Origin of the sequence: Streptomyces sp. NPDC048057, from assembly GCF_040653095.1 — a bacterium.
In the GTDB taxonomy this organism is placed as follows: domain Bacteria; phylum Actinomycetota; class Actinomycetes; order Streptomycetales; family Streptomycetaceae; genus Streptomyces.
Window position 1 is genome coordinate 20,195 of the sequence record NZ_JBEZNF010000040.1, and the last position, 26,019, is coordinate 46,213.

General features: G+C 73.9%; 15 protein-coding genes. 7 read left to right on the top strand and 8 right to left on the bottom strand.

Features of this window, described 5'->3' with window-relative positions; all coding sequences use genetic code 11:
* Positions 1-94: 94 nt before the first annotated feature.
* Positions 95-526: a thioredoxin gene (trxA, locus tag AB0E05_RS32955; RefSeq protein ID WP_361970634.1), complete on the bottom strand. Its 432-nt coding sequence runs from the start codon at positions 524-526 to the stop codon at positions 95-97.
* Positions 527-681: 155 nt separating this feature from the next.
* Between trxA and AB0E05_RS32960 the strand changes: the two genes are divergently transcribed.
* Positions 682-2,112, top strand: a complete 1,431-nt coding sequence (locus AB0E05_RS32960) for an NAD(P)/FAD-dependent oxidoreductase (RefSeq protein WP_361970636.1) — start codon at positions 682-684, stop codon at positions 2,110-2,112.
* A gap of 166 nt (positions 2,113-2,278) precedes the next feature.
* On the opposite strand, the gene AB0E05_RS32965 is transcribed toward AB0E05_RS32960, so the two are convergent.
* A complete protein-coding gene (locus tag AB0E05_RS32965; protein WP_361970637.1) occupies positions 2,279-2,884 on the bottom strand; it encodes a TetR/AcrR family transcriptional regulator in 606 nt (201 codons plus the stop codon).
* 93 nt (positions 2,885-2,977) lie between these two features.
* Here AB0E05_RS32965 and AB0E05_RS32970 point away from each other — a divergent pair, with 93 nt between their 5' ends.
* Together AB0E05_RS32970 and AB0E05_RS32975 are read left to right on the top strand one after the other, a co-directional pair.
* Positions 2,978-3,964 (top strand): TIGR03571 family LLM class oxidoreductase, encoded by a 987-nt coding sequence (locus AB0E05_RS32970; RefSeq protein ID WP_361970638.1) that lies wholly within the window; start codon positions 2,978-2,980, stop codon positions 3,962-3,964.
* Positions 3,965-4,032: 68 nt separating this feature from the next.
* Positions 4,033-4,512 (top strand): flavin reductase family protein, encoded by a 480-nt coding sequence (locus tag AB0E05_RS32975; protein WP_361970640.1) that lies wholly within the window; start codon positions 4,033-4,035, stop codon positions 4,510-4,512.
* Here the strand turns inward: AB0E05_RS32975 and AB0E05_RS32980 are convergent.
* Positions 4,476-5,057, bottom strand: coding sequence for a dihydrofolate reductase family protein (locus AB0E05_RS32980; RefSeq protein ID WP_361970642.1), 582 nt, complete (start codon positions 5,055-5,057; stop codon positions 4,476-4,478). The two genes, AB0E05_RS32975 and AB0E05_RS32980, sit on opposite strands and share 37 nt — an antisense overlap.
* A gap of 191 nt (positions 5,058-5,248) precedes the next feature.
* Between AB0E05_RS32980 and AB0E05_RS32985 the strand changes: the two genes are divergently transcribed.
* Positions 5,249-6,766, top strand: a complete 1,518-nt coding sequence (locus tag AB0E05_RS32985) for an alpha/beta hydrolase (protein ID WP_361970643.1) — start codon at positions 5,249-5,251, stop codon at positions 6,764-6,766.
* Positions 6,767-6,886: 120 nt separating this feature from the next.
* On the opposite strand, the gene AB0E05_RS32990 is transcribed toward AB0E05_RS32985, so the two are convergent.
* Together AB0E05_RS32990 and AB0E05_RS32995 are read right to left on the bottom strand one after the other, a co-directional pair.
* Complete coding sequence (locus AB0E05_RS32990; RefSeq protein ID WP_361970645.1) at positions 6,887-9,655, bottom strand: hypothetical protein; 2,769 nt, start codon at positions 9,653-9,655, stop codon at positions 6,887-6,889.
* A 187-nt stretch (positions 9,656-9,842) separates the two neighbouring features.
* The gene (locus AB0E05_RS32995; protein ID WP_361970647.1) at positions 9,843-10,901 is read right to left on the bottom strand and encodes a polysaccharide deacetylase family protein; all 1,059 of its coding nucleotides are present in this window, start codon (positions 10,899-10,901) and stop codon (positions 9,843-9,845) included.
* 394 nt (positions 10,902-11,295) lie between these two features.
* On the opposite strand from AB0E05_RS32995, the gene AB0E05_RS33000 reads away from it, so the two are divergent.
* The 3 genes from AB0E05_RS33000 to AB0E05_RS33010 all read left to right on the top strand — a co-directional run bounded on the left by AB0E05_RS33000 (position 11,296) and on the right by AB0E05_RS33010 (position 23,665).
* Positions 11,296-14,535, top strand: a complete 3,240-nt coding sequence (locus AB0E05_RS33000) for an AMP-binding protein (RefSeq protein ID WP_361970649.1) — start codon at positions 11,296-11,298, stop codon at positions 14,533-14,535.
* A gap of 335 nt (positions 14,536-14,870) precedes the next feature.
* Complete coding sequence (locus tag AB0E05_RS33005) at positions 14,871-17,942, top strand: amino acid adenylation domain-containing protein (protein WP_361970650.1); 3,072 nt, start codon at positions 14,871-14,873, stop codon at positions 17,940-17,942.
* Complete coding sequence (locus AB0E05_RS33010) at positions 17,942-23,665, top strand: amino acid adenylation domain-containing protein (RefSeq protein ID WP_361970652.1); 5,724 nt, start codon at positions 17,942-17,944, stop codon at positions 23,663-23,665. The genes AB0E05_RS33005 and AB0E05_RS33010 overlap by 1 nt, the downstream gene beginning before the upstream one ends.
* On the opposite strand, the gene AB0E05_RS33015 is transcribed toward AB0E05_RS33010, so the two are convergent.
* The 3 genes from AB0E05_RS33015 to AB0E05_RS33025 are packed head-to-tail and all read right to left on the bottom strand — an operon-like array spanning position 23,613 to position 25,949.
* Positions 23,613-24,257 carry a hypothetical protein gene (locus tag AB0E05_RS33015; protein WP_361970654.1) on the bottom strand — a complete coding sequence of 215 codons (645 nt, stop codon included), beginning with the start codon at positions 24,255-24,257 and terminating at the stop codon, positions 23,613-23,615. The genes AB0E05_RS33010 and AB0E05_RS33015 overlap by 53 nt on opposite strands.
* Entirely contained in the window at positions 24,250-24,999 is a 750-nt protein-coding gene (locus tag AB0E05_RS33020) for an SDR family NAD(P)-dependent oxidoreductase (protein ID WP_361970656.1), read from the bottom strand. Before AB0E05_RS33020 ends, AB0E05_RS33015 begins: the two co-directional genes overlap by 8 nt.
* Complete coding sequence (locus AB0E05_RS33025) at positions 24,996-25,949, bottom strand: AraC family transcriptional regulator (RefSeq protein WP_361970657.1); 954 nt, start codon at positions 25,947-25,949, stop codon at positions 24,996-24,998. Before AB0E05_RS33025 ends, AB0E05_RS33020 begins: the two co-directional genes overlap by 4 nt.
* Between the last annotated feature and the right edge of the window lie 70 nt (positions 25,950-26,019).

Genomic DNA, 26,019 nt, shown 5'->3' on the forward strand with positions numbered 1-26,019 from the left:
CCGATCGACGACCGCAGCGCGACCACGGCCGCCGGGCGCCGGGTCCGTGGCCGGCCGCCACGAACCCCCGGCGCTTCGGCGCGGTGCCCCGGCTTCAGCCCTGCGGCGGCTCCTGGCCGTTCCCGCGCGTCGCCTCGGCCTCCTTGACGGACTGGCGGACCTGCTCCATGTCCAGCGCCCGCGCCTGACCGATGACGTCCTCCAGCGCGGCCTCCGGGAGCGCGCCCGGCTGGGCGAACACGGCGATCCGGTCACGGACGATCATCAGCGTCGGGATGGACCGGATCTCGAACGTCGCCGCGAGCTCCTGCTGGGCCTCCGTGTCGACCTTGCCGAAGACAAGGTCGGGGTGGCGCTCGGCCGCACCCTCGTACACGGGGGCGAACTGACGGCACGGGCCGCACCAGGAAGCCCAGAAGTCGATCAGGACGAAGTCGTTCTCCGACATGACCTGGTCGAAGTTCTCCTTGGTGAGCTCGACGGTGCTCATGACCTGCTTCCTCTCCTCGGTGGCTGTCCGGTACATACCCCGGTCCGGGCCGTCGGATCGACCCGGTGCCCCGACCCGCGACAACGACCCGCCGGGCCGGGCTATTCCTGCCCCTGCCCAAGGATCGCCGCAGCATGTGACACCTGTCCTGTCCTGTGGCCAAGGCGCATCCCGGGGACCAGACTGTCCCTATGACGGAAGCAGTGGAGTACGACGTCGTGGTGCTGGGTGCCGGTCCCACCGGCGAGAACGTGGCGGACCGGGTGCGGGCGGGCGGTCTGAGCGTGGCCGTGGTGGAGAGTGAACTGGTCGGGGGCGAGTGCTCGTACTGGGCCTGCATGCCGAGCAAGGCACTGTTGCGCCCGGTGATCACCCGCGCGGACGCGCGCCGCGTGCCGGGAGTGCGCCAGGCCGTCCAGGGCCCGCTGGACGCGGAAGCCGTCCTGGCCCACCGCGACGCGTACGCCTCCCACTGGAAGGACGACGGCCAGGTGGCCTGGCTCGACTCCACCGGCGCCCGCTTCTACCGAGGGCGGGGCAAGCTGCACGGCCCCCGTACGGTCGTCGTCGAAGGCCCCGAGGGCGAACACCACGTCCTGACGGCCCGACACGCCGTCGCCGTGTGCACCGGCAGCCGCGCCCTCCTGCCCGACCTGCCGGGCCTCTCCGGAGCGAAGGCGTGGACCAGCCGCGAAGCCACCAGCGCGCACGCGGTGCCCGGCCGGCTCGCCGTCGTCGGCGGCGGAGTCGTCGGCGTGGAGATGGCCACCGCGTGGCAGGCCCTCGGCTCCCGCGTGACCCTGCTCGTACGCGGCGACGGACTGCTGCCGCGGATGGAACCCTTCGTCGGCGAACACGTCGCGGACGCCCTCGTCGAAGCCGGCGTCGACGTGCGGCTGAACACCGACGTCTCGGCGGTGGTGCGGGACGGCGGCACCGGCCCGGTCACCCTGGTCCTCGGCAACGGCGACCGCGTCGAGGCCGACGAAGTCCTCTTCGCCACCGGCCGGGCACCGCGCACCGACGACATCGGCCTGGACACCGTCGGCCTGGAACCGGGCCGCTGGCTCCCCGTCGACGACAGCTGCCGCGTCGAGGGCAGCGAGTGGCTGTACGCCGTCGGAGACGTGAACCACCGGGCGCTCCTCACCCACCAGGGCAAGTACCAGGCCCGCATCGCCGGCGCCGCCATCGTCGCCCGCTCCCAGGGCGTCCCCCTCCTGGAGACGGACCGCTGGGGCGCCCACGCGGCGACGGCGGACACCGTCGGCGCCCCCCAGGTCGTCTTCACCGATCCGGAGGTCGGCGCCGTCGGCCTCTCCCTCGCCGAAGCGGAGGCCGCCGGCCACCGCGTCCGCGCCGTCGACCAGGACCTCACCTCCGTGGCCGGCGCCGGCCTCTACGCCGACGGCTACCGGGGCCGCGCCCGCATGGTCGTCGACCTCGACCGCGAGGTCCTCCTCGGCGTCACCTTCGTCGGCCCCGGGGTCGGCGAACTCCTCCACTCGGCCACGATCGCAGTCGTCGGCGAGGTCCCGATCGAGCGCTTGTGGCACGCGGTTCCCTCGTATCCGACGATCAGCGAGATCTGGTTGAGGCTGCTGGAGGCGTTTCGGGGGTAGCAACCGCCGTCGAGCGCACACCTGATGACGGAGGTGTGCGCCCGGACCGGTTCCGGTGACGATGCCGGCCCGTGTCCGTGTGCGGTACGGCGAACGTGCCCGCCGGCGAGCAGGATGTCGCCCTGGCGTCGGCACCGAGCCGGTCAGCGGCGGTCTGCCGGTCCTGTCATTCCCGGGGTGCCGCTCTGACGAGCTGGGCGAGGTGGACGGCCGCGTCGCGGAGGGGGGCGTCGTCCGCGGTCACGCGGCTCATCAGTTCGGCGCCCTCCAGCATGCTGATGACCGTCCCCGCGAGGGGGTGGGCCGAGGCAGGTGCGATACCGCTCTCCGTCAGCCTGGCCGCGACGAGGTTCCGCCATTCAGTGAGGGCCCGGGTCGCGGCTTCCTGAAGGCCGGGGACGCGGCCGATGGTTTCCAGCGCGGTGACCGCGACCGGGCAGCCGTCGCTCCACTCCGACCGCTTGAGGTCCTCCGCCAGCAGCAGGGCGCAGGCGGCCGTGGCCTCGGCCGGGTCGGGGTTCGAGGCGAGGCCCTTGGCGAGCATCTCGCCGAACTCGCGCGCACCGTGGTGCATCGCCTCGATCGCGAGCTCTTGCTTGCCTCCGGGGAAGAAGTGGTAGACGGAGCTGGGGGACGCCTGCGCGGCGCCTGCGATCCGTTTGACCGAGGTGCTCTCGTACCCCTGCTGCTGCAGCAGGGCGGCCGTGGCCCGGATGATCCGGTGGCGGGTGTCGCGGTCGGCCGAGTGGTCGCGCGGTGTCGTGGCTGCCATGGACACAAGACTACTGGCTGGAACGTTCGATCCAAACCTGTCGTATGCTCTGGACTGAACGTTCCAACCAGAGTCATGAACGGTGTCGAATCGATGAACGCAGCAGCACCGGCCTCCTCCTGGGAGAGCCATTCCGGATACACCCGCATGTTCGCTCCGGGGGAGCTGACCGTGGGGCTGTTCCTGCCCCTGTGGCCGTACGCGGGGGACATGGCGGGCATGCGCGGTCAGACGGAGGTCGTCCGGCAGGCCGAGCGCGGGGGGTTCGCCACCGCCTGGGTGCGGGACGTGCCGCTGGCCGACCCGGCCTTCGGTGACGTGGGGCAGGTGTACGACCCATGGACGGCCCTGACCTGGCTCGCGGCGCACACCTCCCGGATCACCCTGGCGTCCGGCAGCGTGATCTTCCCCTTGCGAAACCCCATCGACCTGGCCAAGCAGGCGGCCTCCGTGGATCAGCTCAGCGGCGGCCGGCTCGTGCTCGGCGTGGCATCCGGCGACCGCCCGGTGGAGTTCCCCGCGTACGGGGCGAACCACGCTGAGCGCGGTGCCCGGTACCGGGAGGTGTTCGATGCCTTCCGCGGCCTGCTGGGGGAGGACCGTCCCGGCGCTCCGGGCCTGCTGCCGAAGCCGGTGCACGGCCGGATCCCCCTTCTGGTCACCGGGTCCTCCCGGCAGTCTCCGCTCTGGATCGCCGAACACGCCGACGGCCGGCTGGTCTACCCCGGGTCCACCGCGACCCCTGACGGCCCCCGGGACCTCGGCGACCGGATCGGAGCGTGGCGGGACCTGATCCCCGGCGGGGCGTTCCGCCCTGTCGCGACCAATGAATGGATCGACCTGGCCGAGGATCCGGGCTACCCGCCGACCCCGCTGCGCGGCGGCTTCGTCCTGCGCACGGGAACAGAAGGTCTGCGCGAGCTGCTCGGCCGTTGGCGGGACGCCGGGGTCAACCACGCCGCTCTCGGCGTGCAGCACGGCAGGCGCCCCGCGGCCGAGGTGGTGGCACAGCTGACCGAGGAGCTTGTGCCGCACTTCCCCGCCCTGGCATCCCCCGAGCCCCTGGTCTCCGCATGGTGACCCCGGCCCCGTCCTCGGAAGCGGGAGCCCCCGGCAGCGGTGGGGAATCCGGCGCGTTCCGTGAAGCCATGCGTCTCTGGGCGACGGGTGTCGCGGTCGTCACCACGCAGAGCGACCAGGGTCCGCACGGCGTGACCGTCAACTCCCTGCTGTCGGTGTCACTCGACCCGCCCACCCTCCTGATCTCGCTGAAGCGGGGCAGTCGCACCGAGGACGCCATCCGGCGGACCGGCTCCTTCACCGTCAACGTCCTCTCCGCCGGGCAGCATGAACTCGCCGACCGTTTCGCCCGGCCCCGAGCCCCCGGCGCCGCTGAGTTCGCAGGGGTGCGCCACCGCCCGTCCACTCATGGTGGCGGGCCGGAACTGGAAGGGAGCGCCGTTGTCCTGGCATGCCGGACGACCCGGTGCATCGTGGTCGCCGATCACACCCTGATCGTCGCCAGGGCGGCCGTCCGCCGTCCGCCGTGCGCCGGCGACCCCGGTGGGCCACTCCTCTACGTGGACCGGGGCTACCGAGGGTTCGCTGGCGGACGCGCCACCCGGTAGCGGAGGAAGACGACTCCTGAGCTGAAGGTGCGGGTTTCGACGAGTTCGAGGTCCACGTGGCGCTCGCGCCGGGGGTAGTACGGGGTGCCACCGCCGACCAGCACCGGGTAGACCACGGTCCGGTACTCGTCGATCAGCCCCAGCGCAGCCGCCTCGGCGGCGAGCGTTGCGCCGCCGATCGCGATGTCGCCTCCGCCCGGCTCGGCGCGCAACTGCTCGATCTCCTCGGCCACGCTGCCGGCAGCCAGGCGGGAGTTGCCCTGTGTGGCCGACAAGGTGGTGGAGAACACCACCTTCGGGAGCGGATTCCACAGCGAGATCCACTCGCGCTGCGAGTCGTCGAGCGTCGGGTCCTGGTCGGCGGTCTCCCAGTACAGCATCGTCTCGTACAGCCGTCGTCCCAACAGATGGACGCCGACGTCCCGGATCTCGTCGATCCAGAAGCGGAAGACCTCCTCGTCCGGCCCCGTCCAGTCGAAACTGCCGTCCGGCCCGACGATGTAGCCGTCGAGTGAGACGTTCATCGAATAGGTCACGCTGCGCATCGGACGTCCTCCTTGGTAGCGGGTTCGACGGTACGACTGAGGGATGGCGCGGGACTCATCGCGCCGCGCCGCAGTTGCTCGGGCCCGGTGCTTCCGGCGCGGTGGGCCGGTCCGTGGTGTAGCCAGCCCCCGGGAGAGGAGGGGTACCTGCACCATGGGAAGTGGATCATGGGACTTCTAGCGTTTGGGCCATGAAGAAGACCACGTCAGCAACCGCCCTCGCCCTCACGCTCGCCACGGTGATGACGACCGCGGGGCACACCGCGGTCGCCTCGCCCTCCAGCGGCGGAGACGGTCTCGAACGCTTCCGGAAGCAGTCCGTGAAGTGGACGGAGTGTCAGGATCCCTCGCTCGCGGCCAGCGGCACCGAGTGCGCCCGCGTCACCGTTCCGCTCGACTACGACAAGCCGAGGGGCCGTACCCTCACCGTCGCGATCTCGCGCATCAAGGCGACGGACCCCCAGAAGCGGCGCGGCATCCTCCAGAGCAATCCCGGTGGCCCGGGCGGTCGGGGACTGTCGCTACCCGCTGAGATCAAGGCGAAGATGACGCCCGAGGTGGCCGCGGCGTACGACGTGATCGGGATGGACACCCGGGGGCTCGGCGAGAGCACCCCGGTGGACTGCGGGCTGACCCGCGGGATGTGGCTGCACGCGCCGGGCCCGGACCGGGCCGGGTTCGACGCGTCCGTGCGGCTCTCCCGCGAAGACGCCCGCGCGTGCTGGGACAAGTACCCCGACGTGCTGCCCCACCTCTCGACCCGCAACATCGCCCGGGACGTGGACGTCGTCCGCAGCGCGCTCGGCGAGCGGAAGACCTCCTGGTTCGGCCAGTCCTACGGGACGGTCCTCGGCGCGGTGTACGCCCAGATGTTCCCCCACCGGATCGATCGGCTCGTCCTCGACAGCGCTCCCGGCCCCGCCGACTACCACAGCTTCGCGTTGGTGCAGAAGATGGGACCCGCCAACGAGGAGGCGCTCGACGACTTCGCCCGCTGGGCCGCCCCGCGCGACGGGCAGTACGGTCTCGGCACCACCGCAGCCGCGGTGCGTGCCACCGTCGAGGGCTTGATCCGGCGCGCCGGGACCGAGCCGATCCGCATCGACACACACCGCGTCACCCAGCACGAACTGCCCCTCGTCCTCTTCGGCCTCATCACCGACGACACCGGGAACGCCGACTTCGCGCTCGCGCTGCGCGTCCTGCTGGACGCTGCCGCCGGGAAGCCGGTCACCGTGCCCCCGGCTCTGAAGCAGTTCCTGGACGCGATGTTCGACGTCCGTGGCACGGGGCGGGCGGCTGACTACGCGGCCCAACTCGGAGTGATCTGTGCCGACGCAGCCATGCCGCGCGACCCCGAGTACTACTGGAAGGCGGTCGAGCGGTCGAGGGCGTCACAGCCCGTCTTCGGCCCCGTGACGAACGTGCCGCTCCCGTGCGCCTTCTGGAAGGAGAAGCCGCGCGAGAAGCCGACGAAGATCAACAACAAGGTACCCGCGCTCCAGGTCCAGGCGACGGGTGACACCCGGACCACCTACGAGTCCGGGCTCGCGATGCACCGGGCGATGCGCGGCTCGAAGCTGGTGACGGTTCCCGCCCGCAGCCACGCGGTCTATCTCTATCACCCCAACGATTGCGTGAACCGGACCGTCAACGACTACCTGCTCGGCGGCACCCTGCCCGCGCGGAACACCGTCTGCGCCTCCTGAGGCGCGAGCCTGGCACGATCCGTAGGTCAGGCCCGGGAGGCACGCACCCCGGGTGCGCCGACGGCACCGGCCCCGTGGCGGGGGCCGGTGCCGTCGGCGCGTACTCCGGGGAGCCCGGGGTCAGCGTCGGGGCGCGTCCTTGACCTTCCCCGTGAGGATCGGGCCCTCCGCCAGTTCGCCGTTCTCCTTCAGGACGTACACCTGCGTCCGCAGGGACTCCTCCGGCTCGACCAGCGCGTCCGTGACCGTGGGCACGGACACCTCAAGGCTCGTCTCGCCCTCGGGGACGACGTTCCAGAGGAAGGGGCCGTCCGTGGAAAGGGGCCGCTCCGGGTCGGCGGACAGGCCGAATTGGTCGGCGAACCAGTTCTCGTCGACGTCCTTCGTGGACAACTCCGGGCCCCCGTCGGCCGGCAGGAAGGCGAACGGCGTCTCCACGCCGGTGTCGGCGGGCTGGGAGAGCTGGACCTTCCAGGTGAGCCGCTGGCCCTCGGTGACCGAGTCGGCGACCGGGGTCACGGTGACCTCGGGAGCCGGGTCGTCGTTCCGGACGAGCAGACCTCCGAGGGCGGCGCCGACCGCCGTGCCCTGCACGGGCTTGGCGGCGATCACGTGGTCGCGGTCGAAGTCGAAGCGGGAGTTGCCCTTGACCGTGATCGACACGTCTGCGGGGCGGCCGGCCCGCACCGACACGGTGCGGACCGTGGTGGCGTACGTCTTCGGGTCGAGTACGGCCAGCTTGATCACGCCGGTGCCCTTGCCGGTGGCGCGGACCGCCACCTGGTACGTACGGGTGCCGGAGTCGCCCTCCTGCACCGTGACCCTGCCGACGTCGACGCGCGGCAGCGCCACGGGGCGTACCGCCGGGGTGCCCGGGCGCCAGCCCCAGGCGTCCATCAGCCAGAGTTCGCCGGAACTGCTGCGTGGAGTCAGCTCCAGGGACCGGATCCGCTTCAGGTCGACACCGGAGCCCGCGGCGGCCTTCAGCGGAACACGGAGCTCACGCGCCCAGTGCGCGGTCGTCGTGTCGGAGCCGGGCAGGCCGTCGACGGTGATCTGACCGAGCTTCACCCGTTTGCCGGCGGTGTCGGTCAGGGCGACGTCGAGCCGGGTGCCCCGGGTGTTCGGTGGCGCGATCAACCGCAGGGCGAGGGCGTCGGAGCCCGCCAGGGAGAACGAGCGCTTCGGCGTCAGCCGGACCGGGGTGCCCGGCGCGTTCCAGCGGGCCGTGACCGCGTTGCGGCCCGGCTCGTCGCTGGCGATCATCCAGGTCGCGAAGTGCGGTGACCGGCCGGGGCCGTCTTCCGGTCGGCAGGCCCGTGCGCCGTCCGCCGTGACCTGTTGGCACACGCGTCCGTTGGTCACCGACAGCGGGGCGTCGGGCAGGATCGCCGGGGTGCGGTTGCCGCCGACGGCGTGGGTCAGCACCCGGGCGGGGTCGGCCGAGGGCGCGCGCCGGCCGGAGCCGTCGAGGAGCGGGCGGACGCGGTCGTCGCCCGCGAGGAAGAGGCGTGCGGCGGCGGCGATGTAGGTGGTGCCCGCGGTCTGCTGCTGGCGGGCGCTCAGCCGGTGCTTCGCGCCTTCCGCGCAGACCGGGCTCTCGTCGTCCCAGACGTCGTCGGAGGCCGGGGCCTCCGCCTGGCCGGGCGTCCACTCCGTGTTGAAGTAGTTGTGGTTGGCGCCGACCATGTACACCGCGCTGTGCAGCGCCGTGCCCTGGCCGACGCCCCGGGCGCCGTCGAGCTGGATCTGGCCCTGAAGGTCGCTCACGTCGCCGTCGCAACCAGGCAGGACGGTCATGGAGGGCACGTCGGGGGTGGGATTCTGGCCGAAGATGGTGGGGCCGATCAGGACGGTGCCGCGGATCCGCCAGCTCACCGGCCCGCGGTAGCCGTCCTCGGCGGGCGGCGGCGGGGAGGCGCTGTCGAGGGCCGCCCGGTTGACGCCCTCGCCGCCCCGGGAGTGGCCGACCAGGAGCACCTTCGACACGTCGGCGGCCTTGGTCGCGCGCACGGCCCGCGGAGCCTTCGCGGGGTTCTCGCTCCACTGCGCCCAGCGGGCCAGGTGCTGGCGCACCAGGGACGAACGGGCCTGCGCCCCGAAGTCGACCGCGTCGTGGTCCTGCGCGTTGACGCCGTTCGCGGAGATGGAGACCGCCACATGGCCCTGGGACGCCAGGCGCTTCTGGTCGTGCAGATACCCGCGGTGGCTCGGGATCTGCTTCATCCCGCGTCCGCACGGCCACTGCATGGTGGCGTCGCTCTCGCCCGGCTTGTAGCAGGTGCCGTGGCGGCCGTGGAGGAAGAGCACCAGCGGGCGCTTGCCCGGCGCGTCCGTCGGGCCGACGACCGTGGCGCGCATCTCCACGGGCTCCTTGTAGCCCGGCAGCTTCACCGACTTCAGGGCGTACTCACCGCTGGTGGTGCGGTACTTCCCGGCCACACCGGGGTCGACGGGGTTGGCGGGCAGCGGCGCCTCGGGCGCCGGCACGCCCGGCGAACGCCGCTGGCCGGATGCCCGGTCGGCCCCCGCGGCGTCCAGTCGCCGGGCACCGGCGACCACCTGGAGGTCGCCCGTCGCCCCGACCCTCTCCGCGCCGACGGGGAGCCGGAAGGTGCGGTGGTCGGCGGAGGCGGTCGGGAAGCCGAGGGTCCGCTTCCCCGAGCGGAACTCGACCCGGGCGCCGCCCGTGCCCACGGGCTCGGGCGAACTCCACACCAACTCCCCGCCCGCGAAGCGCCACCCCTCCGGCAGCCGTTCCCCCGAGGCGCCCGGCGGCGCCTCGGGTATGGACTCGGCGGTCGGCTGCGCGTGCGCCGGTGCCGACGCACCCGCCGCCAGCGCCACGACCGCCAGTGCGGCCGACAGCGCGCGTGAGACCTGTCCCACGATGGTGTCTCCTCGTCATCGTTCGTGCTTCAGCACCCCGGGAAGACCCGGGACCCCCGCACCGGGGGAGAGGGGAACGAGGCGTCATGCGTTGTCCAGGCTCACGAATCACACGAGAACCAAGCACCGTCGGGAGGGATAAATGGGGTTGATTCCCCATGTGGGTGCGGGTGATCAACCGTCTCCGTCAGCCCGCGTTGGTGTCCTCCCGCTGCGCCCCGCGCAGCAGCGCGTCCGCCGCCACGAAGCGCAGGTCCCGCTCCAGCAGGCCCTCGATCACGGTCGGTAGCGCCGCCACGCTCTGGCGGCGGTCGCCGCCGCCGTCGTGCATCAGGACCAGGGAGCCCGGGCCGGCGTGGTCCAGTACCGTACGGGCGATCTTCTCGGGGCCGGGGCGGGCCCAGTCCCAGGAGTCGACGTCCCACAGGGCGAGGGCGGGGCCGTCGGGGCGGAGTTCGGCCAGGGTCTCCGGGGTGCGGGCGCCGTACGGCGGCCGGAAGACGGTCGGGACCCGGCCCACCGCACGGTCGAACGCCTCGTCGGTGCGCTCCAGTTGGAGCCGGAACTGGCGGGGGCTCAGATCCGGGAGGAACGGGTGCGACCAGGTGTGGTTGCCGAGGGAGTGCCCCGCGTCCACGATCCGCCGCACCTCGTCGGGGAGCGCGTTCACATGGAGGCCCACGCAGAAGAAGGTGGCGTGCACGCCGTAGCGGGCGAGGATGTCGAGTACCTGGCCGGTGAAGACCGGGTCGGGGCCGTCGTCGAAGGTCAGAGCGATCTCGCGGCGCTCCCGCGACCCGTGGCGGAACAAGCGGCCCGCGCGGGCGAGTTCCTCCTCGTGCGTGGCGCTGCGCCGGATGCCGCCGTGGTAGTCGTCGTCCCGGCCGGTCTGACCGCCGCCCTCCGCGGTCAGCGGGGAGAGGGACGCGAGGTCGGTTCTGGCTCGTTCGGCGAGGGTTCTCGCCGGTACGGAGCCGAAGTCGGGTCGCTCGGGAAGGACCCAGGGGTCGGCCCGGTAGACCCGCAGGCCGGCCGCCGTGAAGAGGCCGTCCACGAGGCCGTTGGTGCTCTCCACGACGACGGCGCGGAAGGGCTCGGACCACGGGCCGGGCGCCCCGAGCCAGGCGGTAAGCTCCGGCACGCGCTCCGCGCCCCAGTGGGTCGGGGCGCTGGCCCGGTGTCCGTCAATGTCGATGACCTCCACGTCGTAACCATCGGCTGACCAGGCAATTCCCGCGTACAACATGCGTTGTTCCTCCTCGGAACCAGGGGTGGGGCGTACGGGCCCGGGGCACAGCGGCACCCGGCGTACGGGTGGATGCGGAACGCCGGTGCAGGCTGGGACGGTTGGGGATCCTGTTGTCCGGTGGGACGGAGGAGTCCCGTGGTGCGGATGGGCAATGACCGGAGCAGATCCAGGATTCCTGGCTCCGGTTTTCTGCGGAGTTGGCTGGTGCACCCCCTCTGACGAGGGGTTTCTTTGCAGTGCTCAGGTTCTGGCGAGGTTCGGCCAACGCACCCGATCCCCACCGATGTCCACGAACTCACCATCATTGCGACACAAGTGCGACACAGGCACGCTATTGTTCGCATGCCCTGCCGAAGGTCCAGACCATATCCAAGGGCAACAACCGCGCGCCATGCCCGTGAACGTCTCCTGTGCCATCGCATCGCCGGGTCAACTCGCCCCGGGGGTCACGCTCTTGGAGGACACCATCAACGCCCAGCCCGCACCGTTGACCGTTCCCGACCTGCTCGACGCCCGGGCCGCGAAACAGCCCGACCGGGTCGCGATCGAGGTGCGCGGCGGCGGCTCGCTCACCTACGGGGGCTGGCGCGAGCGGGCCCTCGGGGCCGCCCGCGGGCTGGCTGACGCCGGGGTCCGGCCCGGTGAACTCGTGGCCCTGCGCTTCACCGACCGCGAGTGGGACGGCTATGCGGTCGCGATCCTCGCCGTCCACTACGCCGGGGCGGCGGCGCTGCCGCTCCGCGCCGACCTGGCCGAACCGGAGGCCGTACGCCTCGCCGACATCTGCGGCGCCACGACGGTCCTCCGCGGAACCGAACTCCCCTTACTGGGCGCCGGCTTGGGTTTGACCAACCTGACGCTGGTCGACGTCGAAGCAGCCGGAGACGTTTCCGCCGGCCCCGGCGCGTCGCCCGATCGCAGCCTTACGGGACCCGCCCCCGACGACCTCGCCCAGGTCGTCGGCACCTCCGGCACCACCGGTGACCCCAAGGGCGTACGCGCCTGTCACGCCAACCTCACGGCGGGCCAGCGCCTCAACCCCCGCCCCCGGCCCTACGCCCACTCGCACCGCGCCCTGCACTCCTTCCCCATCGGCACCAACGCCGCCCAGGTGATGCTGATCAGCGCCCTCACCGGCGCGCCCACCACCGTGGTCCTCCCGCGCTTCGACGCCGACGCGTTCGGCCGGGCCATCGAGGAGTTGGACATCGGCACCGTCTTCCTCGTCCCCTCGATGGCGATCGAACTCCTCAACTCCGGCGTGTCCGACCGGTACGACCTCTCCGGCGTCCTGTTGCTCAGCTCCTCCGCCGCCGCTCTCCCCGCGCCCGTCGCCCGGGCCCTCACCGAAGCCCTGCCGAAAGCCACCGTCGTCAACGTCTACACCTCCTCCGAGGCCGCCCCCGCGCAGCTCTCCGCCGTCGTCGGCGAGGCGCCGCCCGGAGCGGTGGGCCGCCCCGCCGACCCCCGGGACCTGCGGATCCTCGCCGGCGACGGCACGTCCGTACCCTCCGGCGAGACGGGCGAGATCTGGCTGCGCCAGCCCGGACCCCCGCGCTCGTACGCCGGTGACCCGGCCGCCGGCGCCACGGTCTTCCGCGACGGCTGGGTGCGGACGGGCGACCTGGGACGGCTGGACCAGGACGGCTATCTGCACCTGGTGGACCGCGAGAGCGACGTCATCAAGTCCGGTGCGCTGAAGGTCTCCACCCTCCGGATCGAGGACGCGCTGCACGAGCACCCGGACGTCGCGGACGCCGCGGCGCTGGGCGTACCGCACCCGGTCATGGGGTCCGTGCCGGTCGCCGTCGTGGTGCCCGCCGCCAATGGTCTGGACCTCGACGCGCTCCGGCTCTTCCTCAGCACCCGCCTCGCCCGCGCCGAACTGCCCGTACGCGTCCTGCTCGCCGACGACCTGCCGCGCAACGCCTCCGGCAAGGTGGTCAAACACCGGTTGCGCCCGCTCTTCACGACGGACGACGAGCACGAGGCGGACGACGAACGCGAGGCGGGCGCCGCGCACACGGACGTCCGGGCCGCTGCCCGGCCACCCGCCACCCCCACCGAACTGCGCCTCGCCGCCATCTGGCAGGACGTGCTGGGCCGCCCGGTACGGGACACGGCCGACGAGTTCTTCGCCCTCGGCGGCGACTCCTTCCGCGCCGTGCACCTCGCCACCGCCGTCACCGAACGGTTCGGCGTCGAGACCGGCGCCGCCCTCGTCTTCGGCCGCCCCTCGCTGCGCGCCCAGGCCGCCTGGCTGGACGAAGAAGCGACCCGGGAGCGGACCCCGGACGCCCACCTCCCCGCGGGCGGCCCGCCCGCCCCGGAACTCCCGCCCTATCTGCGCGCCCTACGGGCCCAGCACCACGACGTCCCGCTCACCAGCCAGCAGGAGAACTTCCTCGACTGGATGGCCGAGGAGGACGGCCGCGACGTCGGCGCCGTCACCGCCCTCTTCCGCGTCACCAGCCCGCTGGACCGCCGCGCCCTCGGCCGCGCCCTGTCCGCGCTCGTCCAACGCCACCCCGCCCTGCGGACCCGGTTCGTCCCCGTCCCCGGCGGCGTCCGCGGCCTGGTCCGCACCGTGCTCGACGAGGACGCCCGCGCCCGCATCACCCTGCGGGACGCCCCCGGCGCCACCGACGACGAGGTGAACGCCCAGCTCATCGCCGAGCGGGACCGACTCACCGACCTCGCGACCGACCCGACGGCCCGGCTGCTCGTCATCTCCCGCGGCCCCGAGGACCACATCGTCCTGCTCGCGGTGCACCACATGGTCGCCGACGGCTGGTCGATCGGCGTCCTGCTGCGCGAACTCGGCCTCTCCTACGACGCCCTGCGTCGCAGCCGCACCCCACGACTGCCCGAACCCGGCCTCTCCTACCAGGAGTTGGTGCGCCGGGCCAACGCCCGCTGGACGAGCGGCCGACGGCACTTCGCCACCGCCCTCGCGGGCGCACCGTCCGCACTGGACCCCTTCCCGGGGCGGCGCACCGTCGACCGCGTGCACACCGTCGCCCACCCCTTCACCATCGCCTCCGGCCCCGCCGGCCGGCTGCGGGAGCGGGCGGGCGCCCTCGGTGTCACCCCGTTCATGGCCGTCGCCGCCCTGTGGAGCGCACTGCTCACCACCCGCGCCGACCGCCCGGACCTGGTGCTCATGACACCGGTCCCCGGCCGGACGAGCACCGAAGAACAGCGGGCCGTCGGCTGTCTGGTGCAGTCGCTGCTGGTCCGCGTCGACTGTTCCGGCGGCCCCGGCTTCGCCGAACTTGCCGAGCGGGTCCGACGGGCGGCCACCGGTGCGCTCGACCACCAGATGTATCCGTACGCCGAGTTCACACCGCACATGGTGGCCTTCCCGGCCTGGCTGCGGTACGAGAGCTGGGCCGCCGACGCCCATCTGCCCGGCCTGCGCTGCGCGCCCTGGGAGCTGCCGCGCGGCACCACCGTGCCCTGGCCGCTGCCCGGCGGGGACCTCGGGGTGCCCGAGCTGACCGTGGTCGAGCAGCCGGACGGGTCGTTGAACTGCTGGATCCAGTACAACGCCCTCGCCTTCGACGAGCCGGTGATCGCCGCGCTCGCCGACGACTTCCGTACGGACCTGGCCACGGCCGCCGGCTCCTGACCCGCGGCCGTCCACCGGCCGCGACCACCGTCCCCTCCTGACGTACGCGCTGCGTCCACCGAAGTCCTGCGCGGGCACCGCCCGTCCTGACCGCCGTCGTGCCCGCAGCGGCACCCCCTCACCGGCCACCGCCGCTCGCCGACGGCCGCCCGCACCCCGCAACCCCGCCCGCCGTCAGCGCCGACGCCGGGTCCTGCCCCCGCGCCCTCATACCGCCCTGCCCGCACCGCGTCGACCCGCGCCGGGCAGGAACGGGAGCCCGACCACGCTCCTGCGCGCACCCACGGCACCACCCGTTCCGTGCGTTCCGATGCCGAACAGACCGAGGAAGACCTGTGACCAGTACCCCCGCCAGCGCCGCCCAACAGGGCATCTGGATCAACGAGCGGATCGCGCCGCTCGGCTCCGTCCACCACATGCCCTTCGCCGTCCGCTTCGAAGGGCCCCTGGACCCCGTCGTGCTCGCCGCCGCCTGCGCCGACGTGGTCGACCGCCACCCCGCCCTGACCCTGATCGTCCGCGAGGAGGACGGCGTACCCCTGCTCGCCCCGGGCCCCGCGCCCGTGCTCACCGTCCGCGACACCACGCCGGAACGGCTGCCCGACGAGCTGGCCGCCGCGAGCGCGGAGCCCTTCGACCTCGCCGCCGGACCGCCCGTACGGCTCACCCTGCTGCGTACGGACACGACCCGCGCCACCCTGCTGGTCGTCGCGCACCACATCGCCTTCGACGGCACCTCCACCGATGTGTTCCTGAGTGACCTGGCGGCCTGCTACGCCCACCGCACCGGCGGCGGACCGGCCTTGGCCGAGGTCGTCAGCGCCGACCTCCCCGAGCCCGACGCCCGCGCGATCGCCGCGGCGTCCGCCCACTGGGCCGACCGCCCGCTGCCCGGTCCCGCGGTGCAGTTGCCCGGCCTCGACCCGGGCCCCGACGGCACGGGCGGCGTCGGCCCCGGCGCGGCGGTCGACTTCGACCTCGACCCCGCCCTGCGCGCCGACCTCGTCGACACCGCCGACAAGGTCGGCGTCACCTTCTTCGAACTGCTCCTCGCCGCCGTGCACACCCTCCTGCTGCGGTACGGGAACGAGCGCCCCGCCGTCACCGTCGGCCTCGGCACCCGCGCCCCCGGCGCCGCCGACCGGATCGGCATGCACGCCAACGAGCTGCCCGTGGTCACCGCTCCCGAACCGGGCACCCCCTTCGGCGAGTTCGCCCGCACGGTCCGCGCCGAACTGCGCGGCTGCTACCCGCACCGCCGCGTCCCGCTGGCCCGCGCCGTCCAGGGCGTACGCCCCGGCCTCTCGCTGGCACCCGTCATCCTCACCTACCGCCGCCGCATCGCCCCCGTCACCTTCCCGGGCGTACGGACCAGCATCGACTGGACGCTCTTCCCCGGCACGGCCCGCGGCGCCCTCCGCTTCCACCTCCTCGACGGCCCGGACCGGCTCCGCGTCCTGCTGGTGCACCGCACGGACCTGCCGTCACCCGTCCGGGCCGACCGCGTCGGTGCCCATCTGCGCCGACTGCTCGCCGCGATCGCAGCAGCCCCCGGCACCGCGCTCGCCGACCTCACGTTCCTCACCGAGGCGGAGCGCGCCCCGCTGCGCGGACCCGAACCCGCCCGCGACGCCCCCGGCGCCACCCTGCCCGCGCTGCTCGCCCGCTCCTTCGCCGCGCACGCCGCACGGCCGGCCGTCACGGTGGGCGAACGGACCCTCAGCTACGCAACGCTGGCCACCGCCGCCTCCGGCCTCGCCCGGCGGCTCACCACAGCCGGGGTCAGCCCCGGCACCGTGGTCGCCGTCTGCGCGGAGCGCTCCGCCGAGATGGTGGCCGCCGTGCTCGCCGTCACCCTCGCCGGCGGGACCTATCTGCCCGTCGACCCGACCTACCCGGCGGAGCGCGTCGAGTCAGTGCTCGCCGACGCCGGCACCGCGCTCGCGCTCGCCCAGCGGAGCACCGCGCACCTGGTCGAAGGGCACGGCACCACCCTGCTGCTCGACGACCTCTTCACACGGCACGACACCGATGGCGCACCGCTGCCGCTGCCCACCCCCGACGACCTCGCCTACCTCATCTACACCTCCGGTTCCACCGGACGTCCCAAAGGCGTCGAGGTGCCGCACGGCGCCCTCGCCCACCTCCTGCTGGCCTTCCGCGACGCCCTGGCCGTCGGACCCGACGACGTCTGGCTCGCCGTCACCTCGCTCTCCTTCGACATCTCCGCCCTCGAACTGCTGCTGCCGCTGATCACGGGAGGCCGGGTGGTGATCGCGCGCGAGTCGGAGACGCGCGACGGCCGCGCCCTCGCCGCCCTGGTCGAACGGCACGGCGTCACCCACGCGCAGGCCACCCCGTCGGGCTGGCGGCTGCTGCTGGACGGCGGGCTCGCCGCCCCCGTCCTCACCGCCCTCAGCGGCGGCGAGCCCCTGCCGCTCCCGCTCGCTCGCCGGTTGCGCGACCGCGTCGGGCGCCTCTGGAACGTCTACGGGCCGACCGAGACCACCATCTGGTCCACCGCCGCACAGGTGCCGCCCGAGCCGGACGAGGTCACCATCGGCCGCCCCATCGCCGGCACCACCGCCCTCGTCGTCGACCTGGCCGGACACCCCGTACCGCACGGCGTCATCGGTGAACTGGCCCTGGGTGGCGCGGGGTTGGCCCGCGGCTACCGCGGACTGCCCGAGCACACCGCCGAACGCTTCGTCAGCGACCCGGTCACCGGCGCCCGCCACTACCGCACCGGAGACCTCGCACGGATCCGGCCCGACGGCGCACTCGACTGCCTCGGCCGCCGCGACGACCAGATCAAGCTGCGCGGCCACCGCATCGAACTCGGCGAGATTGAGGCCCGGCTCCAGGAACACCCCGCCGTGGCGGCTGCCGCCGTCGCCGTCCGGGGCGACGACGGCGATCCGGCCGGCCGGCTGCTCGTCGCGTACCCGGTCTGGCGCGCCGACGCCCCCGTACCGAGCGGCGCCGAACTGCGGTCCTTCCTCGGCCGGACGCTGCCGGACGCGATGGTCCCCGGCGTCGTCCACCCGCTCGCGGCCCTCCCGCTCACCCCCAACGGCAAGACGGACCGCGCGGCCCTGCCCGAACCGGCCCGGGGCACACCGGAGCCCGAACCGACCGGCGACGCACCGGAGGCGGACGACGCATGGGACGAACTCGCCACCGAGATCGCCGCCATCTGGTGCGAGGTGCTGGGCCTGCCCGCCGTCGGCCGCGACGACGACGTCGTGGACCTCGGCGCGCACTCCCTGACCATCACCCAGGCCGCGGCCCGCATCCGGGACCGCCTGGGAGCCGACGTACCCCTGCACGTCTTCTACGAGGAGCCCACCACCGTGGCCACGGTGACCGACGCCGTCGTGCGCGAACTGCTGGCCGAGGAGGCGTGATGGAACCCGTACGCGCCCCCGAACACACGCCCCAGGGTGGTTCCGCGACCACCCCGCCCGCGCCCCGGCAGGTGCTCAGCGGTGAGCAACGCGCCCTGCTCGCACGACGGTTGCGGGAGCGCACCGCCGCCCGACCCGCCGGCATCCCGACCCGCCCGGACGACGTGCCCCAGCCCCTGTCACTCGCACAAGAACGCCTCTGGTTCGTCGAGCAACTCACCCCCGGCACCGCCGCCTACGTCCTCCCCACGGCCGGGCGGCTGCGCGGCCCGCTGAGGGCCGAACCCCTCGCCGAGGCGCTGCGCCTGATCGCCGTCCGCCACGACACCCTCCGCAGCTCCTTCCCCGTCGACGACGACGGCGCGCCCCGGGTGCGCATCGCCCCCGCCGACGGCTTCACCGTGCCCTGGCGCACCCGCGATCTGACCGGGCTCCCCGCAGAGGAGCGGGAGACCGTCGCCCGCGCCGCCGTCGAAGCCGAGGTCGCGCGCCCCTTCGACCTCGCGGACGGACCCCTGCTACGGGCCCTGCTGCTGCGCCTCGCCGCCGACGACCACGTCCTGGTGATCTGCCAGCACCACCTCGTCGGCGACGGCTGGTCCGCCGGGGTGCTTCTCGACGAACTCCTCACCGGCTACGGGGAACCGGCCCGGGGCGCCGCCTTCGCCCCGCCCCCGCTGCCCGTCCGCTACGGCGACTTCGCCCACTGGCAGCGCGCACGCCAGCACCTGCCGCAGGCCGCCGCCGACCTGCGGTACTGGTGCGAGGCCATGGCCGGGGTCCCGCCGCTGGACCTGCCCACGGACCGGCCGCGGCCCGCCGTGCCCGGCCCCGGCGGCGCGACGCACACCTTCCGGCTCGACCCCGACGCGTACCGGGCCGTCCGCGCGCTCTCCCGGGCCCGGGGCGCCACCCTCTTCATGACCCTGCTCGCCGCCTTCCAGGTGGTGCTCGGACGCTGGTCGGGGCAGCGGGACTTCGCCGTCGGCACACCGTTCGCGGGCCGTCCGACCGAGGCCACCGAGGGCCTGATCGGCCTGTTCAGCACGGTGCTGCCGATCCGGGCCGACCTCGGTGCGCCCGAGCCGGCGCCGGGCGCCGACGCGGCGGTCGACGAGGGCGCGGGGCCCGACTTCGCGACCGTCCTCGACCGCGTCCGCACCGCCGCCCTCGGCGCCCAGCAGCACCGCGAGACCCCGTTCGAGCGGCTGGTCGAGGCACTGGACCTGCCGCGCGACGTCGGCCGGCCGCCCCTCTTCCAGGTCTCCTTCGCGCTCCAGAACCACCGCGCCCAGACCGTGAGCCCCCGCGACCTGGAGTGGCGGACGTTCCCCTTCGAAGGCAGCGGCGTCCACCTCGACCTCGGCCTGTACTGCACCGAACCCACCGAGGCCGATGCCGGGCTCGACGCATTCATCACCTACCGCACCGACCTCTGGGACGCCGACACCGTCGCCCGCATCGCCGGGCACTGGCAGCGCGTCCTGGCCCACGTCGCCGCCGATCCGCGCACGCCCGTCGGCGCCCTCGACCTCCTCACCCCGGGCGAACGCGACCGGGTGCTGTACGAGTGGAACGACTCCGGCGCCGCACATCCGGTCGCCGCCACCCTCGCCGACGCCGTCGCCGCGCAGGCCGCCCGCACCCCCGACGCCATCGCCCTGGTGCACGAGGGCCGCGCCCTCACGTACGCCGAACTCGACCGCCGGGCCAACCGGCTGGCCCGGCTGCTGCGCACCACCGGCGCCGGACCCGAACGCCTCGTCGGCGTCTGCCTCGACCAGGGCCTCGACCAGGCGGTCTGTCTGCTCGCCGTGCTGAAGTCCGGTGCCGGGTACGTACCCCTCGACCCCGAACAGCCCCGGGAACGCCTCGCGCACATGCTGACGGACTCCGCGCCGGTCGCCCTCGTCACCACCTCCGTCCGACGGTCCCTGCTGTCCGCGTCACACGCCCCCGTCCTGCTGCTCGACGGACTCGCGGACCGGCTTGCCGCCGTCCCCGACACCCCTCTCGCCGACGGTGCGGGGCCGAACCATCTGGCGTACGTGATCTACACGTCGGGCTCCACCGGCACCCCCAAGGGCGTGGCCGTGCAGCACCGTCAGGTGCTCACCTACCTGGCCGGGGTGCGCCAGCGCTTCGCCGAGGCCGGGCTGCCGGACGGCGCCCGCTACGTCCTGCTCCAGTCGCTCGCCTTCGACTTCGGCCTCACGACCCTCTATCTCTCGCTCACCACCGGCGGCAGCCTGCACCTGCTGCCCCCGCGCACCCCCGGCCCGGAGCTGGCCGCCTATCTTCAGGCGCAGCGCGTGGACTGCGTGAAGCTCACCCCCTCCCATCTGGCCGCGCTGAGCGCCGAGGTGGACGACCCTGGGGAGCTGCTGCCCCGCCGCCTGCTCGTCCTCGGCGGCGAGGCGTCCGGCTGGGAGTGGGCGCGCCGGCTCGCGGCGGCGGGCGCCCCCACCGGCTGTCGGGTGATCAATCACTACGGGCCGACCGAGGCCACCGTGGGCGCCACCACCCACCTCGTGGACCCGGACCGCCCGGCGGCGGGACCCACCACCCCCATCGGACGCCCGCTGCCGGGTGCACGGGTCTATCTCCTCGACGCCCGCCGGCAACCGGTGCCCGCCGGGGTGCCGGGAGAGCTGTGGATCGGCGGCGACCGGCTGGCGCGCGGCTATCTGGGCCTGCCGGAGCTGACGTCCGAACGCTTCCGCCCCGACCCCTTCGCCACGGATCCCCGCGCGGACGCGGAGAAGGGCAGAGGAGCCGGCCCGCCCCGCATGTACCGCACCGGTGACCTCGCCCGCCACCGCTTTGACGGCTCGATCGAATTCCTCGGCCGCGACGACCACCAGGTCAAGATCCGCGGCTATCGGGTCGAACTCGGCGAGGTGGAGACCCACCTGGCCCGACTGCCCTCCATCGCCCAGGCCGTCGCCGCCGCCCGGGGCCCCGCCGGCGAACTCGTCCTCGTCGGCTATCTCGTCCCCGCGGCGGGCGAGACCCCGCCGCCGGTCGCCGACCTGCGCCGGCTGCTCGCCGAGAAGCTGCCCGACTACCTCGTCCCCTCCCGCTTCGTCGTCCTGCCCGAACTGCCCCGGCAGGCCCACGGCAAGGTCGACCGCCGGGCCCTGCCCGAACCCGGCGCGCCCGGCCCCGCCGAAGGCGCCGCCTGGACCGCCCCCGCCACCCCCACCGAAGAGGCGGTCGCCGCCTGCTGGGCCGCGCTCCTCGGCCTGGAACGCGTCGGCGCGCACGACGACTTCTTCGACCTCGGCGGCCACTCCCTGCTGGCGATGCGGATGGTGGCCACGCTGCGCAGACTCCTGCGTCCCGAGGCCCGGATCACCCTCATGGACGTCTTCCGGGAGCGGACCGTCGCCGCACTCGCCGCCCTGGCCGACCGCTCGGATTCCGAGCGCGGACCGAGTCGGCTCCTGCACGAGCTGACCCCCCGCCAACCCGTCGACCGCGTCACGCTCTCCCTGGTCTGTCTGCCGTACGGCGGCGGCAGCGCCGTGGTCTACCAACCGCTCGCGGACGCCCTGCCGCCCGGCGTCGCCCTCCACGCGGTCGCCGTCCCCGGACACGACCTCGGCATGTCCGAGGAGTCGCTGCCGCTGGAGGAGGTCGCCCGACGCTGTGCCGAGGAGGTGCTGAACGGGGTGGCCGGCCCGGTCGCGGTGTACGGGCACTGCGGGGTGGGCGCCGCGCTCGCGGTCGAACTGGCCCACCGGCTGACGGCCGCCGGCCGGGAGCCCGCCGCCGTCTACCTGGGCGGGATCTTCCCCTTCGCCCGGCCCACCGAGGGACTGCTCGGGCTGCTCGCCCGCTTCTCCGTGCTCGACCGGCGGCGCAGCGGACGGCTCCACCTGAACTGGCTCCGCTCCATGGGGGCCGACCTGGAGGGCCTGGACCCGGAGCAGTTGGCGACGATCGTACGGAACGTACGGGAGGACTCCCGCGCGGCCGAGGCGTACTTCACGGAGCAACTGGCCAGGCCCGCAACCGCGTTGACGGCCCCGGTGGTCTCGGTGATCGGCTCCGCCGACCCGGGGACCGAGTTCCACCGCGAGCGGTTCCGGGAGTGGGGCTTCGTCGGCGCCACCACCGCCGTGGCCGTGCTCGACGAGGGCGGCCACTACTTCCTCAAGCACCGCGCCGTGGAACTGGCCGAGATCGTCACCGCGGTCCACCCCGCCGTCGCGGCGTCGCGGAACGACGGGCCCACGGACCCGCCCGGCAACGCGGCCGTCGCCCTCACCCGGGCCCGGCGCCCCGAGCGCGCCACCTGGTGGCTGGACGGCGTCCACCACGAGCCGGCCGCCGGCGAGCGCCCCACCGCGCCGGCGACCCGCCGCGACACCCGCCGCTTCGTGGCCGTCGCCGCCTCCCAGATGGTCTCGCAGACCGGTTCGGCGCTGACCGAGTTCGCCCTGCCGCTGTGGATCTACCTGTCGACGGACTCCGTCGCCTGGTTCGGCCTCTTCGCCGTCCTCGGCATCGTGCCGGGGCTGCTGGCCGCCCCGGTCCTCGGCGGGCTGGTCGACCGCGTCGACCGCCGCCGGGTGATGCTGGTCTCCACCCTGGTCTGCGGCACGTCCGAAGCGGCCCTCGCGCTGCTCCACGCACTGGACGCCCTGCGGCCCTGGCACGTCGGGGTGCTGATGGCGATCCTCTCCGTCTCCCTCACCGGGCAGCGACTCGCCTTCCAGTCGGCGATCCCGCAACTCGTGCCGAAGCGCTACCTCGGCCACGCCAACGGCGTCGTACAGATCTCCGGCGGCATCGCCCAGGTCGTCGCCCCGCTCGCGGCCGTGGGGCTGCTGGCCGCCATCGGCCTGGGCGGCGTGCTGGTGATCGACGTGGTCAGCTACGTGGTGGCGGCGCTGGTCCTGCTGACCGTCCGCTTCCCGCGCACGCTGGCCGCCCGGCGGCGCGAGACCCTGAAGCAGGAGATCACGGCCGGGTTCCAACTGGTCTGGCGCAGGCCCGGGTTCCGGGCGATGCTGGTGTTCTTCGCCGTGCTCAACCTCTTCCTGCCCGTCCTCTTCCAGCTCGTCCCGCCGCTCGTGCTGGGCTTCTCCGGACTGGGCACGGTCGCCACGGTCTCCCTCGCCGGCGGGATCGGCGCGCTGACGGGCGGTCTTGCGATGGGAGTCTGGGGCGGGCCGCGCCACCGCCGGATGCGCGGGATGCTGCTCGTGGTGCCGGTGCTGGCGTTCTTCTCCGTACTGACCGGGCTACGGCCCGAGCTGCTGGTGGTCTGCGCCGGGGTGTTCGGCACGTCGGCGTCGCTGTCGCTGCTCAACGGCATCTATCTGACGATCGTCCAGGTGAAGGTGCCGCAGCGGTTCCACGGCCGGGTGATGGCGCTGAACCAGCTCGTCGCCTGGTCCACCCTGCCCGTCGGCTTCCTGCTGATCGCCCCGTTCGGCACCCGCTACCTGGAGCCGCTGATGGCCTCCGGCGGCGCCCTCGCCGACACCGTGGGCGCCGTCCTCGGCACCGGCGACGGCCGGGGCATCGGGCTGCTCTACGTCCTGCTCGGGGCGGCGCTCCTGCTCCTGGGGGCGGTCTCGCTACGGGTGCGGGTGCTGGCCCGGTTCGACCAGGAAGTGCCGGACGCGCAGGCGGACGACCTGGTGGGCCTCGCCGCCCTCACGTCGGATCGGCCTGCCGCGGCTGCGGCCCGCCCCGCACGGACGGGGTGAGCGGACCGGGCCGTACCTCCGTCAGCAGCCGGTCGATCCGCCGGGACCTGCGCAGCAGTCGAGGCGCCCGCGCACCGGCCGCCGCGAGGAGCGTGACGGGCAGGGGGCGGCCCGCCAGCACGGCCAGGGCGATGGACCAGGGCGGAAGGCCGGCCAGCGCACACAGCAGGACGGCCGCCCGGGGCGTCCACGGCAGAAGGGAGAGCACGCCCAGGGCCAGGGCGCCGTGCCGTGCCACGAACCCGCCGACATCGCCGCCCAGTTCGGCGGGTTCGACCGGCTGCCCGGCCGCCTCCAGCAGCCAGGTCCCGGCGCTCTGCACGACCGTCGCCACGAGGAACGCGCTCACCACGGAGGCGGTGAGGAAGGTCAGCGCGATCGTCCGCCACCGCCGCGGGTGGAGCGCCGAGACCCCCATCAGCAGCATCTGGTTCGGCAGCACTGGCAGGACGTAGTCGCCGAGCGGGAAGACGGCGAGTGAGGGAAGGAACCACGGCCCGTCCGCGGCGCGGTCGAGCTGCTTCAGGATGCGTCCGGCGCGGGTCCCGGTGCGGCTTCCGGGCCGGGGCGCGGTGGTCGGGGCGTCAGCCATGGCGCAGCGCGCGGTGGGCGAGCGACGGGGCGATGCGCATCAGCCCGGGCAGGAGCCGGGCCCGGCCGACGTAGATCTCCGTACGGTCCCGGGCGACGCCCTCGACCACGGACCGCGCCGCCTCCGCCGGGCTGATCTTGCTCCGGCCGCGGCCCGCGGTCATGTCGGTGTCGACGAGGGGCAGCACCGCGTCCACCACGCGGACGTGGGGCGCGGCGTCCTCGCACTGGTAGCGCAGGGACCGGGTGAAGGTCCGGACCGCCGACTTCGCGGCGCAGTACACCGGCGCCGAAGCTTTCGGAGCGAACGCCAGACCGCTGCTGATGTTCACGATCGCGGCCGACGGGTGGCTCCGGAGGTGGGGGAGCAGGCCCGTGGAGAGAGTGATGACGGCGTCCAGATTGACGGCCAACTCCCGGCGCAGCACCGGCCGAAGCTCCCGCGGGTCCGCGGTCAGGAAGTCGCTGAGGTGCTGCACCCCGGCGTTGTTGACGACGACGGAGACCTCGGGGTGCCGGTCGGGGAGCGTGTCGGTGAAGGCGTCGACGGCGTCGAGGTCCGCGAGGTCCAGGGCCTCGGTCGACACCCGCTCGCCGTACTCGGCCGTGAGGTCGGCGAGCCCGCCGGCCGCACGGCCCACGGCCACCACCCGGGCGCCGAGCCCGACCAGTCGCCGGGTCAGGGCCCGGCCGACGCCGCGGGTCCCGCCCGTGACGAGGACCGTTCTGCCGGTGAGGTTCATGGAGTCCCTCTCTTCGTCGGTTCGTGGTGGATCTCCCGCACGGCGGGGGACGGCCGTCGGAACACCGAGCGGTACACCGCGGGCGTCATGGCGGTCCGCAGCTTGAAGTGGCGGGTGAAGTGGGGCTGGTCCGCGTAGCCGCAGACGAAGCCGATGACGCTGACCGGGTGTTCGCCGGCCATCAGGAGTTCGGCGGCGGCCTCGGCCCGCACCGTGCCCAGCAGTCCGCTGAAGCCTCCCGCTCCCGCCAGCCGACGCTGGAGGCTCCGCGCGGGCACCCCCAGCTCCGCGGCGAGACAGCCGAGGGTCCAGCGGCGCGCCGGGTCGGCGGCGAGGAGCCGTCGCGTCCGCGCCACGTCGTCCCGGTCGGCTTCCTCCGTACGGACGCCGGCCGGAGGCACCACCCGGGACCAGGTGAAACGCCACAGCGCGCGGTCCGCCAGGGACGGGGGCGCGAGGTAGCCGCCGGCCGAGAACACGGTGACCGGGCTGCCGCCGCCCACGGCGACCGTGACGTCCCGCGCACCGCACAGCGTCAGCAGCGCCGTGAGCACACCGAGGACGAGGGCGTCCTCAGCGGGTTCCGGCGGCGCTGCCGGAGGTCCGGTGTGCTCCGCGACGAGCAGCCCCGCCCCGCGCTCCCGGACCACCACGCGGTGCCGGGAGTGGGTGAACTGCTCCAACCGCTGCCACCGCTCGAACAGGTCGTACGGGTCGACGGCGCTCAGCAGCGCGGCGACCGCGGGATCGGACGAGGCCGCGGGCAGCATCGCGCCGACGCGCAGCAGGGGCAGCAGGCCGTGGTCGCGCGCGACGTCCGCCAGAAAGGTCCGCTTCGCGGTGAACGGCAGCAGGGCCCCGTTGCCCGCGGGCGCAACGGCACGGATGCCCTCGGCCGCCAGCGCGCGCTGGACCAGCTCCAGCAACCTGGCACTCGCGTACTCCTCCATGACCGCCCCTTCCTCCCGCTCCTGCGGAACGGTAGGGCCGGTGGGCCGGGCAGGTCTTGAACGATCGCGC

What these genes read in the sequence shown, in the direction of transcription:
- trxA (WP_361970634.1), bottom strand. Translation starts at nt 526, where the DNA reads ATGTACCGGACAGCCACCGAGGAGAGGAAGCAGGTCATGAGCACCGTC.
- AB0E05_RS32960 (WP_361970636.1), top strand. Translation starts at nt 682, where the DNA reads ATGACGGAAGCAGTGGAGTACGACGTCGTGGTGCTGGGTGCCGGTCCC.
- AB0E05_RS32965 (WP_361970637.1), bottom strand. Translation starts at nt 2,884, where the DNA reads ATGGCAGCCACGACACCGCGCGACCACTCGGCCGACCGCGACACCCGC.
- AB0E05_RS32970 (WP_361970638.1), top strand. Translation starts at nt 2,978, where the DNA reads ATGAACGCAGCAGCACCGGCCTCCTCCTGGGAGAGCCATTCCGGATAC.
- AB0E05_RS32975 (WP_361970640.1), top strand. Translation starts at nt 4,033, where the DNA reads ATGCGTCTCTGGGCGACGGGTGTCGCGGTCGTCACCACGCAGAGCGAC.
- AB0E05_RS32980 (WP_361970642.1), bottom strand. Translation starts at nt 5,057, where the DNA reads ATGCGCAGCGTGACCTATTCGATGAACGTCTCACTCGACGGCTACATC.
- AB0E05_RS32985 (WP_361970643.1), top strand. Translation starts at nt 5,249, where the DNA reads ATGAAGAAGACCACGTCAGCAACCGCCCTCGCCCTCACGCTCGCCACG.
- AB0E05_RS32995 (WP_361970647.1), bottom strand. Translation starts at nt 10,901, where the DNA reads ATGTTGTACGCGGGAATTGCCTGGTCAGCCGATGGTTACGACGTGGAG.
- AB0E05_RS33000 (WP_361970649.1), top strand. Translation starts at nt 11,296, where the DNA reads ATGCCCGTGAACGTCTCCTGTGCCATCGCATCGCCGGGTCAACTCGCC.
- AB0E05_RS33010 (WP_361970652.1), top strand. Translation starts at nt 17,942, where the DNA reads ATGGAACCCGTACGCGCCCCCGAACACACGCCCCAGGGTGGTTCCGCG.
- AB0E05_RS33015 (WP_361970654.1), bottom strand. Translation starts at nt 24,257, where the DNA reads ATGGCTGACGCCCCGACCACCGCGCCCCGGCCCGGAAGCCGCACCGGG.
- AB0E05_RS33020 (WP_361970656.1), bottom strand. Translation starts at nt 24,999, where the DNA reads ATGAACCTCACCGGCAGAACGGTCCTCGTCACGGGCGGGACCCGCGGC.
- AB0E05_RS33025 (WP_361970657.1), bottom strand. Translation starts at nt 25,949, where the DNA reads ATGGAGGAGTACGCGAGTGCCAGGTTGCTGGAGCTGGTCCAGCGCGCG.